This window comes from Luteibacter rhizovicinus (assembly GCF_004342265.1).
GTDB classification, from domain to species: Bacteria; Pseudomonadota; Gammaproteobacteria; order Xanthomonadales; family Rhodanobacteraceae; genus Luteibacter; species Luteibacter rhizovicinus_B.
On sequence record NZ_SMCS01000005.1, the window covers coordinates 266,862 to 286,139 of the forward strand.

The window sequence follows — 19,278 nt, forward strand, 5'->3', positions numbered from 1 at the left end:
TTAATGTAACGGCGAAAGGGAGTGCAGGCGAGGACCGGCATGCTCCGGTTGTGCCCGTATGGCTCCCCATGGACTGCCGTCATGTCGTCTCTGCCCGTATCGAACCCTGTCCGCCCTCGTCGCTCGCGACGCTTTATCGTGGCCGGCTCGGCCGCCGTCCTCATCGCGATCGCGCTGGCGTTCGTTTATGCGTCGCGATCGCAGGGCGCGGAACCGCCCGGCCCGAAGGTCGCGTCGGTCCCGGTCAGCGTCGGACAGGCCGAACAGCGCGACATGCCGGTATGGGTCAGTGCCATCGGTACGGTGCAGCCATTGAACGTGGTGACCGTGAAAACGCGCGTGGATGGCCAGCTCGATAAGGTCGCTTTCACAGAGGGACAGATGGTCAAGGCGGGCGACCTGCTCGCGGAGATCGATCCGCGTCCGTTCCAGGCCACGGTGGATCAGGCCCAGGCCAACCTGCACAAGGACGACGCGCAGCGCGCCAATGCCGAACTCGACCTGCAGCGCTACGCCAAACTGTCCAGTCTGCAAGTCGTGCCGGCGCAGCAACTGGATGCGCAGAAGGCGCAGGCGCAGTCCCTGCTTGCGTCGGTGGCGTCGGATCGCGGCGCCGTCGACGGCGCGCGTCTGCAGCTTGGCTTCACCCGCATCACGGCACCGATCGGGGGACGTGTCGGACAGCGTCTGGTCGATCAGGGCAGTCAGGTCCATGCCACCGATACGACCGGACTGGTCACGATCACGCAGATCCAGCCGATCACGGTGACCTTCCAGGTACCGCAGGACGTGCTTCCGGAAGTGATGGACGCACAGGCGGCAGGCCAGGCCCGGGTTTCCGTGAGCACGCGCGACGGTAGCCGGCACCTGGCCGATGGCGCGCTCGTGTTCGTCGACAGCCAGGTCGATGCGGGCACGGGGCAGATCATGCTGAAGGCGCAGTTCGTCAATGAAGACCGCTCGTTGTGGCCGGGCGAGTTCGTCGCCGCGCGCTTGCTGCTCCGCGTGCAACCGCATGCGGTCGTCGTTCCCTCGCGCGCGGTGCAACGCGACCAGAACGGCGCATACGTCTATGTCGTGGATGCGCAGCATGCCGCGCAGTCGCGTCCGGTACGGCTGGGTGTCGCCAATGGCGACCTCCAGGTCGTGGAAGAGGGCATTCGCGTCGGCGATACGGTGGTGCTCGATGGCCAGTCGCTGCTGACGCCGGGCGCGAAGGTGAACATCGTGCCTTCCAGCGCGGTGGCAACGGGTGCTTCCACATGAGCTTTTCCGATACCTTCATTCGCCGCCGCGTCGGCAGCAGCCTGCTTGCCATCGGTCTGATCCTGGTGGGGCTGGTGGCCTACCGGATGCTGCCGGTAGCGCCGCTGCCCCAGGTGGACTTTCCCACCATCAGCGTCAGTGCGAGTCTGCCGGGCGCCAGTGCGGACACCATGGCTTCGTCCGTGGCGACGCCGCTGGAACGCTCGCTGGCGAATGTGCCGAGCGTGACCCAGATGACGTCGTCCAGCTCGCTGGGCACGACCCAGGTGGTGCTCCAGTTCGATCTGTCGCGCAATATCGACGGCGCGGCGCAGGACGTACAGACCGCCATCAGCGCCGCCGGTGGCCTGCTTCCGAAGAACCTCCCGAACCCGCCGACGTATCACAAGGTGAATCCGGCGGACTTCACCATCATGTCGATCGCGCTCACCTCGGACACGCTGCCGACGACCGAGCTGGATCGCTACATGGAAGACTTCATCGCGCCGCAGGTCTCGCAGATGCCCGGCGTCGGTCTGGTCGATTTCCACGGACAGCAGCGTCCCTCGGTGCGCATCCAGCTCGATCCGGACAAAGTGGCCGGACTGGGCCTGACCATGGACGAAGTGCGCAACGTCGTCGGCACGCAGACGGTCAATGCACCCAAAGGCACATTGAACGGCAGGAGCCAGACCATCGTGCTGGACAGCACCGACCAGATCGTCAATCCGGACGCGTATGCCCAACTCGTGGTCGCTTACCGCAACGGCGCCGCGATCCGGATAGCCGACATCGGCAAGGTCGTGCAGGGCGCCGAGGACGTGCACGAAGCGGCATGGCTGCAGGGCAAGCGCGCCATCATCATGGATGTGCACAAGCAGCCCGGCTATAACGTGGTCGACACCATCCAGAACATCAAGGACCGGTTGCCGGGACTCACCGCGTCCATTCCGCCGTCGGTCAAGGTGCAGATCGTCGGGGATCGCACCCAGACCATCCAGGCGTCGGTGTCCGACGTGCAGATCACCATGATGATCACCATCGCCCTCGTGATTGGGGTGATTGCCTGCTTCCTGCGCAATCTCTGGGCGACGGTCATTCCCAGTCTCACCATTCCACTGTCGCTGATCGCGACCTTCGGTGTGATGTATCTGTTGGGGTACAGCCTGGACAACCTGTCGCTGATGGGACTGACCATCGCCGTCGGCTTCGTGGTGGACGATGCCATCGTGGTCATCGAGAACGTGGTTCGCCACATGGAGATGGGCAAGGGTCGCGTGCAGGCGGCTATCGACGGTACGCGCGAAGTGGGTTTCACCATCGTATCGATGACCATTTCGCTGATCGCGGTCTTCATTCCCATCCTGCTGATGGGCGGCATCGTCGGCCGGCTGTTCCGCGAATTCGCGGTGACGGTCAGCGCGGCGATCGTCGTGTCCGGCATCGTTTCGCTGACCGTGACCCCGATGCTGTGCGCGTGGCTGATCCGTCCGCATCACGACCAGGTACATGGCCGCGTGTATCTGTGGCTGGAAAATTTCTTCGAATCGATGACGCGCTTCTATGTGCGCACGCTGGATATCGCGCTCAACCACCGGCGCATCGTGCTCGGCATCGCGGTACTCACGTTTGCCGCGACCATCGGCTTGTACACCGTTATTCCCAAGGGTTTCTTTCCGCAGGAAGACGCGGGCCTGATCATGGCGACCGCGCAGGCCTCGTCCAGCATTTCTTACGACGCCATGTCCGGACGTATCCAGACGCTTGGCAATATCGTGATGGCCGATCCCGACGTGGACAACGCGTACTACTGGATTGGTTCGAACCCGACCCTGAGCCAGGGTCGCATGATGATCAACCTCAAGCCGTTCGGGCAGCGCGTCGCCAGCGCCGACACCGTGATGGCGCGCCTGAAGAAAGCGACCCAGAACGTCGAAGGCGTGAAACTGCAGATGCAGGTGCGCCAGGATATCCAGGTTGGTGGCCGGGCCAGCGCTGCGCAATACCAGTACACCATGCAGAGCGCCAACGTCACCGACCTGGATCGCTGGGCGGGCGAACTCACCAAAAAAATGAGCGCGCTGCCGCAACTTCGGGATATCAGTTCCGATCGTCAGCCCTCGGCGATGACCGCGACGCTGAACATTCATCGCGACACGGCGGCGCGACTTGGCGTAAGCGTGCAGGCCATCGACGACGTGCTTTACGACGCCTTCGGCCAGCGCCAGATAGCTACGCTTTTTACGCAGACCAACCAGTACCACGTGATCGAAGAAGTCGACCCGAGCCTGCAGCTATCCACCGACGCGCTGGCCCATCTGTATGTGCGCTCCACGCTCACCCAGCAATTGGTGCCACTGAGCATGCTGGCGACGATCGAGCACGGCGTATCGCCCGTCACGGTGAACCACCAGGGTTTGTTCCCCGCGATCACGCTGTCGTTCAATCTCGCGCCGGGTGCGTCGTTGGGCGAAGCGGTGATCGCTATCCACGCGGCCGAGCAGAGCATGGGCATGCCAGCCACCGTGACCGGCTCGTTCCAGGGCACGGCGCAGGCATTCCAGAGTTCGCTGAGCAGCCAGCCCTGGCTGATCCTCGCCGCACTGGTCACGGTCTACATCGTGCTGGGCGTGCTGTATGAGAGCGCCATCCATCCGCTGACCATCATCTCGACGCTGCCGTCGGCGGGCATGGGCGCGCTGGTCGCGTTGATGCTGTGCGGCCAGGATCTCTCGGTCATGGGCATGATCGGCATCATCCTGCTGATCGGCATCGTGAAGAAGAACGCGATCATGATGATCGACTTCGCGCTGGTCGCGGAGCGCGAAGGCATGGATGCCAAGAGCGCTATCCGCCAGGGCTGCGCCCTGCGTTTCAGACCGATCATGATGACGACGCTGGCAGCCTTGCTTGGCGCGCTGCCGCTCGCGTTGGGTCACGGTGCCGGCGCCGAACTGCGCGTGCCGCTGGGTATCTCCATCGTCGGCGGTCTGATCGTCTCCCAGCTGCTGACGCTATACACCACGCCGGTCGTCTATCTCTGGTTCGATCAGTGGGCGCGACGCTTCGGCAAGAAGCATTCGGATAGCGATGCTGCCGACGCTGGGCATACGCTTCCCGCCGGCGCTACGAAGTGAGCAGGTCGACTTTTGTCCCTTGCTGAAAAACCATGCTATAAGCCAATCACAATTGCTTTGCGATCAACAATGAAAACGACACTCGACGAGCTGCAAGCCTTCATCGCGGTCGTGGATACCGGCTCGATTACCGCGGCCGGAGAGCGGCTCGATCAGACGGTATCCGGGGTCAGTCGTACCCTGGGACGTCTGGAGGAAAAACTTCAGACCACATTGCTCCGGCGTACCACCCGTCGTATCGAACTGACCGAAGAAGGCAGCGCTTTCCTGCTGCATGCCCGCGTCATCGTCGAATCCGTGGAGCTGGCCGAGGAACAGATGTCGGCCCGGCGTCAGAAGCCCGCAGGCCGGCTGCGCGTGGATGCGGCCACGCCTTTCATGCTGCACGTAGTAATTCCGCTGGTGGGAGGCTTTCGCGAACGCTATCCGGAGGTCGAGCTCGAATTCAACAGCAACGAAGGCATCACGGACCTGATCGAACGTCGCACCGACGTCGCTATCCGCATCGGACGGCTCAAGGATTCCACGTTGCATGCACGACCGCTCGGCAGCAGTCGCACGCGGGTGCTGGCCAGTCCGGCCTATCTGGAAAAACACGGGAAGCCCCGGCGAGTTGACGATCTGGCCCAGCACACGCTGCTTGGGTTCAACCAGCCCGAAACGCTGAACGACTGGCCGCTGCGCGATCGCACCGGCGATCAGTTGCATGTTCACCCGGCCATTTGGTCGTCGAGCGGCGAGACCTTGCGACAGTTGGCTCTGGAAGGCCAGGGAATCGTCTGCCTGTCCGACTTCATGACTCAAGTGGACCGGAAGGAGGGCCGGCTGGTGCAGTTGTTCGCCCGCGAGACGCTGGACGTCCGGCAGCCGATCAACGCGGTCTACTACCGCAATACGGTGTTGTCGGCGCGAATCGCATCGTTTCTGGATTACATGGCCGAATCGCTGGGCGATCGACCGTTTCAGGACTGAAAGCAGGGTGGGCAGGTATCGCCAACCCTGCTTGCGATCAGTGGCGTTCCTCGGAAAGCGATTGAAACAACCCGCTCAGATGAGCCGAAACGATCCGGGCCGCGACACCGGGATCGCCTTCGCGATTGTCGATCGCCGCATTGCTGGCACCATACGGTGCGTACTTTCGCTGGTCCGTCACCGAAAACAGACCTAGCGTCCGCGTGCCGCTGGCCGCGGCCAGATGCATGACTCCGCAGTCGGCGCTGAGGAATACATCGGCGGCGGAGATGACCGCGGCCATCTTGCGCAGGTCGCGGGAATAGAACGTTGCGTGCTTCGAGTTCAGTTGCGACACCGCATGAGCGGCAACCACTTCGACAATGCGCACGTTGGAATGATGGTCGGTGAGCTCCTGGATAAACTGCGCCCACCACGTTTCCGCATAGCATTTACGGCCAGTCGCGTTAGCGAAAATCGCTAGGGTCAAGGTATCGCTCGAAACGCCCGTGTCGCCCAGTATCTTTGCCAGGAGATCTCGTCCCTTCCGTCGCTCGTCGTCGGTCAGACGGATATCCATGACGGGCCACGGTCCGGATGCATCGCCCGCGTAAGCGTGTCGCAGAAGATGGACCGGGCGCTGGGCCAGGTGCAATGGACGCAGTGCTTCTTCGGAAGCGTGATCGGTGGTGCCAATCTTGTAGCGCGCTTTCACGAAGGCCAGCAGAAGACGTCCGGACTGCGATCCACCGCCCGCATCGATGGCGACGTCGTATACGGTTCTCCGGATACCGAACAGTTGCGCGACGGTCATAGGCAGGTGATGCACTATCCGCTGATGAAAACTGACGATGCGACGCACGGTCGGATAGGTGGAAAACACGGCGTGGGCCGCGGGTCCGGCGGCGACGATATCCACTTCGGCACCGGGATAAAGGCGTTCGAGTTCGGAGATCAGAGGACCCACGAGAAGCATGTTGCCCAGGCGATGGTTCGGTCGCAGGACAAGGATTCGATGAATGCCTGTTGTCGGGAGTGTTCCCTGCTGACATACCGATGTACCCCGACCCAGAATCCAGTCGACGACACGCCGCGTCGCATGTCGCCTGCGTTCCTGCAAGCGACCGTGACGGGAAACATGTGCCGTACCCACCGGGGCCGGAAGTTGTTCGATCTTCGGTATGGATGGCACGGAATATCGCTCGAGCGAAAAAGCCAGCTTGAGCATACTTACTTACAGGACTCTTACGGGATTTCTTGCGTGTGAAACCGCTGGAAAACATGAACTAATCGGTACAGTTGAAGACGAGTCGGATCGGTAAGTTCTTGCTGCTCAGGTTAGAATTCCGTTGGCAATTTATACGTCCATGCAATAGGACTTTTTCGTACATCACGAGGCAAACTTCGCCAAAGCAGCAGGAATTATCCTGCTGCGACTGAACTGGCGTTATTTATTCGTCGGCATCTTGCTAGAGCCGCACCGGCTCGATCGACGTCACCATGCTGTTCATACCCGCGGGATGTAGTGTGAACCGCACGTTGTCGCCGACCTTTATGGTCTTGAGCATATCCGGCGAAGCGACTTTGAACGGCATGGTCATCGCCGGCCAGTGAATCGAAGCAATCGCTTCATGCTGCAAGGTGACGGTGCCTTTTGCGCTGTCGATGGCTTTGACGACACCGATACCTTGTGCCTCGACCGGTGCCACGTCGTGAGACATGCCGGGCATGGCCGACATATTTTGCGGAGCCGCGAACACGGATACAGGGAGCAGGGCGGCAAACACGATGAACGGCGTGGGGTGCATTTTCATGAATCGGAATTTCCTTGTGGGTGGGAGTGAATCGAAAGAAGGTGCGTTGGCGATCGACGCAACCGGCGCCGCATCAGCAGCTGGAATGCGGCGGGGATGACGAGCATGGACAGCAGGGGCGCGGTGAGCATGCCGCCCACCATCGGTGCAGCAATGCGCTGCATGACTTCGGAGCCTGCGCCGTGGCCCAGAAGAATCGGAAACAGACCCGCGAGAATCACCGCAACAGTCATCGCCTTGGGGCGCACGCGTTGAACGGCACCTTCGCGGATCGCTTCATCCAGTTCGGCGGAACCGGCATGCGGATCGAGCGCGAGCTGTCTGTCCCATGCATGGCGAAGATAGAACAGCATGACGACGCCAAATTCGGCGGCAACGCCGCCGAGTGCGATGAAACCGATCACTGTCGCTACCGAGATCGCGTGACCGAGTGTCCAGATGAGCCAGAGCCCGCCGACCAGTGCCAGCGGTACGCTTGCCATGATCAGCGCCGCCTCGCTCATGCGCCGGAAGACGGCATAGATAAGCAGGAAAATAATCGCCAGCGCGGTCGGGATGACCCACGTCAACCGGCGCATCGCACGCGCCAGATATTCGAACTGGCCGGACCATGCCACCGTCGTACCGGGAGGCAACGCAACCTGCCGCGCGACCGCATGCTGCAAGTCGGTAACGACGGCACCAAGATCGCGGCCCGCCGTATCGACATAGACATACGTGGTCAGACGACCGTTCTCGCTTTTCAGCATCGGCGGACCTGCGGTCACCTGGATATCGGCGATCTGCCCCAGAGTCGGCTGAGCGCCGTTAGCCGCCACGATGGGCAGCTGCGTCAGTGCGGCGATCGAATCGCGCTCCGCTCGCGGATAGCGCAGCACGATCGGATAGCGCTCCCGTCCTTCGACAGTCTGACCGATGGGATCGCCACCGACCACGGTCGCAATCAGAGACTGCACTTCCTGTTGGGTCAGGCCATAACGTGCGGCATCGTCGCGCCTGACACGCACATCGACATAGCGACCGCTCGCGGCACGCTCGGCGACGGCCGAACTTACGCCCGGCACGCGGCGCGCGACCGCTTCGATCTCATCGGCCACCGTTTGCAGCGTCTTTGCATCGGAGCCGAGTACCTTGATACCTATCGGGCTTTTGATGCCGGTCGCGAGCATGTCGATGCGATTGCGGATCGGTGGCACGAACAGATTCGTCAGCCCCGGCACGTGCACCGCGTTGTTCAACTCGACCTTGAGTTTGTCCATCGTCATGCCGGGACGCCATTGGCTCTTCGGTTTGAAGGTGATCGTGGTCTCGAACATCTCCAGCGGTGCCGGGTCGGTCGCCGTTTCGGCACGCCCCGCCTTGCCGAACACGTGGTCGACTTCGGGTACCGTCTTGATCATGCGATCGGTGATCTGCAGAAGCTGCGATGCCTTGCCGGCGGACAGACCCGGCAACGCCGTCGGCATGTACAGCAGCGTGCCTTCGTCCATCGGCGGCATGAATTCGCTGCCGACCCGGCTCAGTGGCCATAGCGCGCTTGCCAGCAAAAGGCCCGCGAGTGCCAGCATGATTCTCGGATGACGCAGGACGGTATCGAGTATCGGCCGGTACAGCGCGATCAAACCGCGATTGAGCGGATTGTCGCGTTCGGCGCGGATACGTCCGCGTACCAGGTAACCCATCAGTACGGGCACCAGCGTCACGGCGAGGCCGGCGGCTGCCGCCATCGCATAGGTTTTGGTGAATGCGAGTGGTTTGAACAGCCGTCCCTCCTGCGCTTCCAGAGCGAACACCGGGACGAACGACAATGCGATGATAAGCAGGCTCACGAACAGCGCCGGTCCGACCTCCGCGGCTGCGTCCGCAATCAACGTCCAATGCTCGGCTCCCCGCGGTTCGGCACCGTCGTGGCATTCGCGCCAATGTTCCAGATGCTTGTGCGCGTTCTCGATCATCACGACCGCCGCATCGACCATCGCACCGATGGCAATGGCGATACCGCCAAGCGACATCAGGTTCGCCGAGACGCCTTGCATGTGCATCACGATGAAAGCGGCCAGCACGCCGAGCGGCAATGTGATGACAGCGACCAGCGCCGATCGCAGATGACCGAGGAACAGCACGCATACGAGGGCAACGACGAGAAACTCTTCCAGCAACTTGCCCCAGAGGTTCTCCACCGCCGCATCGATCAGTTGCGAACGATCGTAGGTCGGTACGATTTCGACACCCGCGGGCAAGCTGCGTTTGAGTTCGTCCAGCCGGATTTTCACGGCATCGATGGCCGCCCGGGCATTTTTTCCGGAACGCAGCACGATGACGCCACCTGCCACTTCGCCCTGGCCGTCCAGTTCCGCGATACCCCGGCGGAACGAAGGACCGCGGCGGACCGTCGCGACGTCGCGCAGCAGCACAGGCACGCCGTCCTTATTCGCACCGACCGGCACGCTCTCGAAGTCCTGCTGTGTGCGCAGATAGCCCTCGCTGCGCACCATGAACTCCGCCTCGCCCTGCTCGATGACCGAGCCGCCATTGGCGCCGTTGGCTGTGCGGACTGCCTCGACCAGCCGATCCACGGTTATCGCCCGGGCGGCCAGTTGCCGCGGATCGGGCACGATCTGCCACGCACGTTCCATCCCGCCGAGGCTGGCGACCTCGGCCACGTCCGGTACGGTCTTGAGCTGATAGCGCAGGAACCAGTCCTGCAGGCTGCGTAGCTGACCGAGATCGTGTTTTCCGGTGCGATCGACCAGCGCGTACTCGTAAATCCAGCCCAGCCCCGTCGCGTCGGGACCCAGCGATGGATTGACACCGGACGGCAGGCGGTCGCGTACCTGGCTCAGGTACTCCAGTACGCGCGAACGAGCCCAGTACAGATCCGTATGCTCGTCGAACAGGACATAGACGTAGGAATCCCCGAAGAACGAGTAGCCGCGCACCGTGGTCGCTCCCGGTACCGACAGCATCGTGGTGGCCAGCGGATAGGTGACCTGGTCCTCCACGATCTGCGGCGACTGACCGGCCCAGCTCGTACGAATGATCACCTGTGTGTCCGAGAGGTCCGGCAGTGCGTCGACTGGGGTATGCAAAGCCGAATACACGCCGATGGCGGCGAGTGCCAGGGCGGCAAGCAGTACGAAGACGCGATGGGCGATCGCGGCACGGATCAGGGCGCCGATCATCGTCCGTCTCCCATCGGCATGCCGGACACCGGAGCGCTTTGTGCGCTTGCCGGTGACGTGGCGTCGCTGTCCAGACGATCCAGCGCACCGGACAGACTCGCTTCCGAATCGATCAGGAATTGTCCGGAGACAACGACTTTCTCGTCGCCATGCAATCCCTCCAATACTTCGGTGTAACCGCCGGCGGCGCGCCCGGTGCGTACCGCTACCGGGCGGAAGTGGCCCTCGTTTTCCGCGACGATCACGCGCGTGCGGCCACCCGTGGCAATCAGCGCTTCGTCGGGCACCACCGGAACGGCTACCCCCTGACCCGGTATGAGCTGCACGTGGGCGAACATGCCTGGGCTCAGCACCCCCTCGGGATTCGCCAGCACGATCCGGGCGCGTTGCGTACGTGTCGTCACGTCGATATCCGGCAACAGTGTTTCGACCTTGCCTTCGAACACGCGTCCCGGCAGCGCATCGACACGCACCTTTACCGGCGTGTTCGCGCTTATGGCGCCCGCCACGGCCTGGGGCAGGGCGGCCTCGATCCATACCGTGTCGATGCCGTTGATGGTCATCAACGTCTGTCCTGCATTCACGCGCTGGCCTTCGCGGACCTCGAGCGAGGTGACCACGCCACGCCGGGGCGCGTGTACGGTGATCGCGCCGCCGCTTCGACGCGCCGAACCGCTATCCGCCGGGGACAGCCCCAGTACCTGAAGACGTTGCCGTGCGGCGTCGCGCAGGGCTTTGGCATCCGCCGACCGCACATCCCGAAGCGCTTCCGCTTCGGCCATTGCGCTGCTCCACTGCGGCGCCAGAAGGTCGACCAGGGGCGTACCTTCCGCCACTGTCGTATAGGGAGCGCGTACGTCGAGCTTCGTGACGACCGCATCGACGCGTGCGCTTACGGTGATGGCCTGACGTAGGTCCCATGTGATGCTGCCAGGCGCCTGCACGTCGCCATCGAGCACGCGGCGCTCGATCGGAGCGGTGCGTACGCCAAGGTTTTGTACCGTCGCGGGATCGATCCGCACGACATCTTTCGCGTCCCCGGCACTGTCGTATCGGGGCAACATTTCCATTCCCATCGGCGAGAGGCCAGGGTGGTCGAAATGCTGATCCGGCACCATCGGGTCGTACCAGTACCGCGGCGCCGCCTTCGATGGAGAGGACGAGGCGGCCGTGGTCACGGGTGCGTGTCGCCGACCGGTCCAATACGCAAGTGTCGCCGTAATCAGCAGTACGAGCGCGACGAGCGCGATTTGCAGAGGCCGCTTCATGGCGTTTCTCCTTCAGGCATCAGATAGGCCAGCGCGGCCCAGGCGCGACCGAAATCGGCCTGCATGCGGGCGTAGTCGGTGTGATGGGCGATCTCGTCGCGGCGAGCTTCCAGCAGGGGCTGGATGTCGCCGCCGCCGCGATAGGCCGCGAGGGCGAGGACGACGCGATCCTCGGCCAGCGGCAGCAATTCGTCGCGATGCCGGCGCACTTGTTGGCCCAGCGATAGCCATTGCGCCCAGGCTGCCCGAATGACCGCGGTCTGCTGACTGCGCGCATCGGTGCGTTCCGCGCGAACGGCGTCGAGATCGGCCGCACGGGCGGAAATGCCCCGGTCCTGCCGGTTGCGGGTAAACAGCGGCAGGCTTACGCCCACCTGCAACGACACCATGTCCGAGAGGCCACGCACGCGCGATCCGTAATTCACGCCTACGTTCCATACGGGACGCTTGTCGGCGCGAGCAGCGTCGAGTGCCGCCTCGGCTACCTGTTCGCGAGCCGGCCAGCCCAACAGATTGCCCTGACGGTCGAGACTGGCCAGCAAGGCCGGCTCGTCATAGGGCAGCGTGGAGAAATCCGGCGTATCCGCCAAGGGCTGGTCGACAGGAGCACCCAGCCAGCGCGCGAGGTCCGCCCGCGCCTGCGCTTCGCGCGCCGTGGTCTCGTCGATGCGGTTTTCGAGATCGAGCGCACTCATGCGCGCGGCGAGTACATCCGCGGCGCTGCCGGTGCCTCCGCGCAGTCGCGCTTTCGCTACATCGACGTCTTGCGTCCATGCATTGCGCATGGACTGCAACATTTGCCCTTCGCGATGCGCGCCCCAGGCGGCAATCCATGCATCGGCGACCTGTTGCCGGATCGACAAGGCAGTCGCCGACTCCGTCGAAGCGGCCAGATCCGCCTGGGCATATCCCATCGTCCGCTCGGCTAGACGCTTGCTGCGGGACGGCAGCGCCTGACTGATGCCAACGGTGCGCATGGTCATGCTGTCGCCGCCGGCCGTCAACGCACCCGGTCCCTGGATGGCCAGGTTGTCGATGCCGAAGGTCAGTTGGGGATCGGGCAAGGCACCCGCGCGAACGGCTTCCTGCCGTGCCGATTCCGATTGCGCGCGTCGCGCCTCCAGCATCGGCGCGTGCCGGATAGCTTGCTGCGTGGCGGCAGCCAGTGTCAGCGTCGCGGGATCGCCTGCCCACGCGGGCAATGCGAACAGAAAGATGGCAGCACAAGACGGCCAACGTAAACGTCGCGCCGGACAGGCACGAACGTAGTCGATAAGGGAAAGCATGTTGAACTCCGATCGCGGACGAACACAGCCGTGCAAGCACGGCCAATGAACCCAGGGCGATCGGGGGCTAAATCAACAGGGAGCAGAACCGCAGTGCAGGCGGCGGGTCGGGACGATGCATCGCAGGGTCCGGCAGCGAAATCCGCTCGGGCATATGCACGATCGTGCCTGCCAGTGCGGGAGATGCCGGAGGCAACAGCAGCGGCGGGACCATCGGCAGGCGCGCATCCGGCGTTGCCGACACATGGTCGGCGCAATGCTCGGTACAACGCGGGTCCGGACTTTGGTGCGCGGAGGAGGCATCCGCCGTGGGGGCCATATCCATCGCCGCGCAATCGCCTGTCATGACCGTATCGGCAGGCGCCGTCGGCAGGGTGCAGACATAAGCGGCCATCGCCAGTTGCTGGAACAACAGGCAAAACATCGCCATCCCCACCCAGAGGATCCGGCGACGACGGCTGAGACGATAACGTGTGCGCATGGCGGCGCCATCTTAGCTCAGCTGGAGTGGGGTCCTGTCAAGTGGACGAAGTGACCGGGCGACGACGCGGGCGTCCGGCGAGCAGGTTTCTCGCCGGACACCCGGTATCGCTATGCGTCGTGGCGATTCCACCACCCCCCACCCAACGCCTGAAAAAGGGCGGCCGTGTCCGTGAATCGGGCCGCCCTGGCCTGTACCAGGGCGATGTTCGTTTGTTGCCATGCAAGTTCGGCGGAGAGCATGACGCTCTGGCTGATATCGCCCAGATCCAGTTGTCGCCTTGCAATATCCAGACTCCGAGCCGCGGCACGTTCCGCGCGTTCCGCCGCCACCAGCGCCTCCGCGTCCGAGCGGATCGCATGCAATACATCGGCGACGTTCTGCACGGCCGCTATCACTGTGCCGCGATACTGCGCCGCCGCCTGGCGATAGCCGGCTTCCGCCGCGCGCTGCTTGTGCTTCAGCGCACCGCCGTCGTACAGCGGTTGCGTAAGGTTCGCTCCGAGACTCCAGAAACCGGTGCCGGCGGTGAACAGCGAGCTGGCCTTCTCCGCGGCACTGCCCAGCGTCGCGTCGATCTGCACATTCGGCAGCCGGTCGGCTATCGCCACGCCGATGGCGGCACTCGCGGCATGCCATTGCTCATCCGCCGCACGCACGTCCGGACGTTGCTCGACCAGCCGGGCGGGAAGGCTGAGCGGCAGGTCGACAGGAAGCTTCAGATCGTCCAGTACGAACCGTGCATCGATAGTGTCGTCGGGCATGCGTCCGGTGAGGGCAGCCAGCAGGTCGCGCTGCTGGCTGAGCTGTTTCTGCAAGGGAGGCAACGTGGCGCGACTCTGCTCCAGAACAGTTACCTGTGCGGCCACCGCGGCTTCGGCGGCATCCCCGAGCGCCTGCTGACGGCGCAGCGTGTCGAGAATGCCCGTCTGCGCATCGACGATCCGTCCCGTCGCATCGATCTGCGCGCGCAACGATGCTTCCTCAATAGCTGCATTGACCAGGTTGCTCGTCAGCGTGAGGTAGGTGGCTTCCAGCTCGAAGCGCTGCGCGTTGGCCTGCGCTACCGACGATTCGACCTGACGCCGGGTACCGCCCCAGATATCGGGGGCATAGGACACGCTCACCTGCGCCGTGGTCAGGCTGTAAAGACTGGCGTTGGATGCAGCAGGGCTGGCCAGGGCCGTCGCGATATCCTGCCGTGTGGGATTGATGCCCGCACCGACGGACGGAAAATACGCTCCGCGCTGCGCATAGGCGTTTTCCCAAGCGACCTGAAGCGCGGCTTTCGCCGCCTCCACATCGGCGTTGTGCGCGAGCGCATCGTCGATCAACGCATTCAGGGACGGCGAGCGGAAAAGCGTCCACCATTGACCCGGGATATCCATCGACTTCACCAGGTGTTGTGCCTCGCCACCATGCACGGAAGCCGATACCGTCGTTTCCGGCTGCGGCGTCGACGCGTACTCCTGTGCGTGGGGAGCATCCGGTCGACGATAGTCGGGACCGACGGCGCAACCGGCCAGCGCGATGCTTACGCACAGGGCTAGCAGCAGACGCATACCCGGCGCACGCGTCGATTTCATGATTTCGGTCTGCATGATCAGATCTCCTTCGCCGGCGGCGATGAGCGTCGACGACGCTCGACATAACGTTCGAGCGCGTCATAGAACGTGGGAAGAATGAAGAGCGTGAGCAGCGTGGCGATCACCAGGCCGCCGACCACGACCGTGGCCAGGCCGCGCTGCACGTCCGTGCCGATGCCGGTAGCCAGCGCCGCGGGCAACATGCCCACGCTGGCCACGGTGGCGGTCATCAACACCGGACGGAAACGCTCGGTGGCACCCAGCAACACGGCGTCGCGCACACCGTGCCCATCCCGGCGCATGCGGTTGAAGTTGGCCACCATGATGATGCCGTTCTGCACCGCCACGCCGAACAACGCAATGAAGCCCACTGCCGTGGCGATATTCAGGGTCTCGCCTTTGACATGCAGCGAAATCAAGCCGCCCAGTGTTGCCAGCGGCACGATGCCCAGCACGAGCATGGCCTGCCGCAGATTGCCGAACTCCGCGAACAGCAGTACGGCCATCACAGCCAGCACGAGTCCCATGACCAGGATCAGGCGCGCCTCGGCGCGCTGCTGGTTCTCGAACTGACCCGCCCATTCCAGCCGGTATTTCTGCTTGTCGAAATGCACGGTCTTGCCGATCTTTTCCTGCGCATCGGCCAGATACTCGGAAAGAGCGCGATCGCGGTTGTCGATGCGGACGGTCAGCTGACGATGTCCCTGCTCATGCGCGATCGTGCTTTCGCCGGTCTGCAAGGTAATCCGGGTGAGCATCGCCAGGGGTACTTTGGCACCGGAAGGCGCGGTAACCACAAGCTGGCCGAGCACCTCGGGATTCGCCGCCACCTGGTGCGGCACATGGGCGGTGACGTTATAGACGCGATCCTGCACATACGCCTGGGTGATCGGCGCGCCGCCGACGCCCGTTTCGATCAGCGTATTGATGTCGGCGACATTGATGCCGTAACGCGCCGCCGCGTCGCGATCCACCTTCACCGTCAGCTGCGGGATCGGCGGCTCCTGGAAGATCGACGCATCGGCCGTGCCGCGGACGTTATGCAATACATCCACGATCTCGCCGCCGATACGCCGAAGCTCGCCGAAGTCGTCGCCGTAGATGCGCAGTACCAGTGGGCTGTGTGCTCCGCCGACCATGTCGTTCTCGCCATCGATGATGGGCTGGCTGATGCCGACGGAGATGCCGGGCAGCTTTTTCAGGCGATCGTTGAGACGGCGCACGAAATCGGCCTTGCTCTCGCCCGACGGCCAGGAATCGTATGGCTTCAGACCGACACCGGATTCGATATGCGACGGCGTCCACGGATCGCTACCCGTGTCGTTGCGGCCGAGCTGGGTGACGACGTAGCTCACTTCCTGAAACTCGCCCACCACATGCCGATACTCGCTGGCCATCTCGCTCGCTTTCTCCAGCGACAGCCCGCTCGGCAACTGCACTTGCACCCATAGCGTGCCTTCGTCCAGGTCGGGCAGGAATTCGCGGCCGATGGTCATGCCCAGCGACACCACGGCAACCAGCGCGATGCCTGCCGCGGCATAGGCGATGCGCGGGCGCCGGAGCAGCCGATCCAGCAGGTTGCGATATCCGTTTTGCAGACGCTCGAGCGGCTTGTTGTGGAACATCTTGCGTGGCTTGCGCAGCGCAAGATAGGCCAGCCCGGGTACCAGTGCGAGCGCGCACAGCAGCGCACCCAGCAAGGCATAGCCCACGGTATGCGCCATCGGCGAGAACAGTTTGCCCTCGGCGCGTTCGAAGGCCAGCAGCGGTGCATAGGCCGTCACGATGATCAGGGTCGCGAAGAAAATCGGTCGTGCTACCTGTTTGGTCGCGGCGAGAACGTCGGTCTCGTGCAGCCATGCATCCGGTCGCGCTTCGCGTTTGCGAAGGATCGCTTCCGTGACCACGATAGCGCCATCCACGATGACGCCGAAGTCGAGCGCACCAAGCGAAAACAGATTGGCCGGCATCTTCGTGAAGTGCATGACGATGAATACGGTCACCAGCGCGAAGGGAATGGTCACCGCCGCGACCATCGCGCTGCGCGGGCTTCCCAGGAACAGGATCAGCACGATGCAGACCAGCACCACGCCCTCGAGCACGGTGTGCGATACCTTGCTCACCGTGGCCCGCACCAGTTCGTCGCGATCGATGAACGGCACGATGCGGACATCCTGCAAGGCAAGTTCCGCGTTCAGCGCGTCGACCCGCGCGTGGATGCCCTTGAGTACCTCGGAGGGGTTCTCGTACTTGAGCAGGTCGACAATGCCTTCGATGGTGTCCGGATTGCCGTTCTTGCCCAGAATGCCTTCGCGGATCTGGTGGCCGTATCGAAGCTTGCCCAGATCGCGGACGCGAACCGGATTGCCGTCGTGCTGGGTCACGACGATGCTGCCCATGTCCTCGAGCGTGCGCATGAGGCCTTCGCCGCGAATGACATAGGACTGCTCGCCACGCGTCACGCGGCCACCTCCGGCATTGGTGTTGTTGGCGCTGATGGCGGCGATGACATCGTTCATGCCCACGCCGTACTGAAGCAGTTTCTGCGGCTCTACCTCAAGCTGGAACTCCTTGGTGAAGCCGCCGAAGTTGTCGACGTTGGCCACGCCGGGTACCTGCTGCAACGCCGGGATGATCTTCCAGCGCTGCAGCTCCGACAGCTCCATCAGGTTTTTGGTATCCGACTCCAGCGTGTAGCGATAAATCTCGCCGGCCGGTCCCGATACGGGGTCTAGCGATGGCGTCACGCCCGCCGGAAGCGTTACACCGGAAAGGCGCTCGGTGACGCGCTGGCGCGACCAGTAATCTTCCGCACCGTCGCGGAACACCAGGGTGATCAACGAGAGTCCGAACGTGCTGCTCGAACGCATCGAGACCAGCCCCGGCGTACCGGCAAGCGCACGCTCCAGCGGCGTGGTGATCTGCTGCTCGATTTCTTCCGCCGCCAGTCCGGGGACCTGCGTGGTGACCTGCGCGGTGACGTCGCTCAGTTCCGGGTAGGCCTCGATCGCCATTTGGGTCCAGGCGTAATAGCCATAGACCATCACCAGCGCCGTTATCACGAAGACCAGGGTGCGCTTGCGCAGGCACCATTCGATGGCTTTCTCAATCATTGATCAGCACTCCGCCGGCCACGACGATGCGATCCCCCGGCTTGAGGCCAGCGACGACACGCGCTTCGTCGCCTTCGTCGCGACCCAGTTCGACCGACCGGCGCACGAAGGCCCACGGCGACACTTCGACGAAGACGGACACGCTTTCGTTATTCATCAGAAGCGCGGATTGCGGAACCAGCAGCGATTTCGCCTGGGGAACCCGGAAGGTGGCGGTGGCGAACATGTTCGGTTTCAGCGCGTCATCGTCGTTCGGCACGGCGATACGCGCCTTGATCCGACGCGTATCGGCATCGAGTACCGCGCTCACCGACTGCACCGTGCCGTGGAAATCCCGTCCCGGCCACGCCGGCAATGTCACGTCGGCCTGCTGTTCCGGCGCGATCTGGGTCGCTTCGTTCTCCGCGACATTCGCGGTTACCCACACATGGCGAAGATTGGTCACGGTCATCAGGACCGCGTTCGGATCGTTGGCGAACGCGCCCACGGCCGTCGACAACGAGGTGATGCTGCCATCCGTCGGCGAGACGATCGTCATGCGACGGGCCCCGTCTTTACCCGCGCCGATATCGCCGAGCGAAGCAAGACGCACTTCGCTGCGGTTGTATTCGGCCTGTGCCTGCACGTAAGCGCTGCGGGCCGCCTCGAGATCCTTCTGCGCGGCGCCTCCGGCTTCCTTCACGCCTTCGGCGCGTTCCATCGTCTTCCTGGCCAGAGCGAGAACATCGCCGGCTTTCTGCTTGTCGGAAGTCGCCTGCGCATAGTCGCCCGAAGCGATCACGGCGAGAACTTGCCCGCGGGCGACGCGATCGCCCAGACCGGCCTTCAACGCCACGACACGTCCGGTCAGCGGCGACAGGATGTTGACGGTGTACGCCGGATCGGCTTCGATCATGGCCGGAGACACCAGGGGATGCGCGAGGTCGCGCAGCACCACCGGCTGTACTTTCAGCCGCGTGCGCAGCGGCGATTTTTCGGGCACGCGCAACACGCCATGCTCGATCACGACGGCGGGAGAAACGTCCTGGCGATCATCGGCGCCACGCGAGCAAGCCGCCAGAAACAGGGACGTCGTCAATGCCAGAAACAGGGTGGGTAATGTTTTCAACGGACGGAAGAACATGGGGATTTCCCCTCTTATGTATGGCGCAAGCCAGCCCGCCGCGGTCGTGAGACCACGGCGCAAACATACGGAGGGGAAGGCGGGCGGCCATC

The 19,278-nt window shown here is 63.5% G+C and carries 12 protein-coding genes; 3 read left to right on the forward strand and 9 right to left on the reverse strand.

Annotated elements, in window-relative coordinates; all coding sequences use genetic code 11:
- Positions 1–81 precede the first annotated feature (81 nt).
- The 3 genes from EC912_RS14025 to EC912_RS14035 all read left to right on the forward strand — a co-directional run bounded on the left by EC912_RS14025 (position 82) and on the right by EC912_RS14035 (position 5,354).
- Positions 82–1,266 (forward strand): efflux RND transporter periplasmic adaptor subunit, encoded by a 1,185-nt coding sequence (locus EC912_RS14025; protein WP_132145109.1) that lies wholly within the window; start codon positions 82–84, stop codon positions 1,264–1,266.
- On the forward strand, positions 1,263–4,382 hold the full coding sequence (locus tag EC912_RS14030) for an efflux RND transporter permease subunit (RefSeq protein ID WP_132145111.1): 3,120 nt from the start codon (positions 1,263–1,265) through the stop codon (positions 4,380–4,382). The genes EC912_RS14025 and EC912_RS14030 overlap by 4 nt, the downstream gene beginning before the upstream one ends.
- Positions 4,383–4,451: 69 nt before the next feature.
- Entirely contained in the window at positions 4,452–5,354 is a 903-nt protein-coding gene (locus EC912_RS14035; RefSeq protein WP_132145113.1) for a LysR family transcriptional regulator, read from the forward strand.
- A 37-nt stretch (positions 5,355–5,391) separates the two neighbouring features.
- Here EC912_RS14035 and EC912_RS14040 read toward each other — a convergent pair whose 3' ends face one another.
- From EC912_RS14040 to EC912_RS14080, 9 genes are all read right to left on the reverse strand, one after another.
- A complete protein-coding gene (locus EC912_RS14040) occupies positions 5,392–6,300 on the reverse strand; it encodes a glycosyltransferase family 9 protein (RefSeq protein ID WP_165973606.1) in 909 nt (302 codons plus the stop codon).
- 502 nt (positions 6,301–6,802) lie between these two features.
- Complete coding sequence (locus EC912_RS14045; protein WP_132145117.1) at positions 6,803–7,147, reverse strand: copper-binding protein; 345 nt, start codon at positions 7,145–7,147, stop codon at positions 6,803–6,805.
- The gene (locus tag EC912_RS14050; protein ID WP_132145119.1) at positions 7,144–10,329 is read right to left on the reverse strand and encodes an efflux RND transporter permease subunit; all 3,186 of its coding nucleotides are present in this window, start codon (positions 10,327–10,329) and stop codon (positions 7,144–7,146) included. The genes EC912_RS14045 and EC912_RS14050 overlap by 4 nt, the downstream gene beginning before the upstream one ends.
- Positions 10,326–11,597, reverse strand: coding sequence for an efflux RND transporter periplasmic adaptor subunit (locus EC912_RS14055; protein ID WP_132145121.1), 1,272 nt, complete (start codon positions 11,595–11,597; stop codon positions 10,326–10,328). Before EC912_RS14055 ends, EC912_RS14050 begins: the two co-directional genes overlap by 4 nt.
- On the reverse strand, positions 11,594–12,883 hold the full coding sequence (locus EC912_RS14060; RefSeq protein ID WP_132145123.1) for a TolC family protein: 1,290 nt from the start codon (positions 12,881–12,883) through the stop codon (positions 11,594–11,596). The genes EC912_RS14055 and EC912_RS14060 overlap by 4 nt, the downstream gene beginning before the upstream one ends.
- 67 nt (positions 12,884–12,950) lie before the next feature.
- Positions 12,951–13,364 (reverse strand): hypothetical protein, encoded by a 414-nt coding sequence (locus tag EC912_RS14065; protein ID WP_132145125.1) that lies wholly within the window; start codon positions 13,362–13,364, stop codon positions 12,951–12,953.
- Between the two features lie 110 nt (positions 13,365–13,474).
- Positions 13,475–14,965 carry an efflux transporter outer membrane subunit gene (locus tag EC912_RS14070; protein WP_243649284.1) on the reverse strand — a complete coding sequence of 497 codons (1,491 nt, stop codon included), beginning with the start codon at positions 14,963–14,965 and terminating at the stop codon, positions 13,475–13,477.
- A 2-nt stretch (positions 14,966–14,967) separates the two neighbouring features.
- Entirely contained in the window at positions 14,968–18,063 is a 3,096-nt protein-coding gene (locus EC912_RS14075) for an efflux RND transporter permease subunit (protein ID WP_132145127.1), read from the reverse strand.
- A complete protein-coding gene (locus tag EC912_RS14080) occupies positions 18,056–19,186 on the reverse strand; it encodes an efflux RND transporter periplasmic adaptor subunit (protein WP_132145129.1) in 1,131 nt (376 codons plus the stop codon). The genes EC912_RS14075 and EC912_RS14080 overlap by 8 nt, the downstream gene beginning before the upstream one ends.
- Positions 19,187–19,278: the final 92 nt, after the last annotated feature.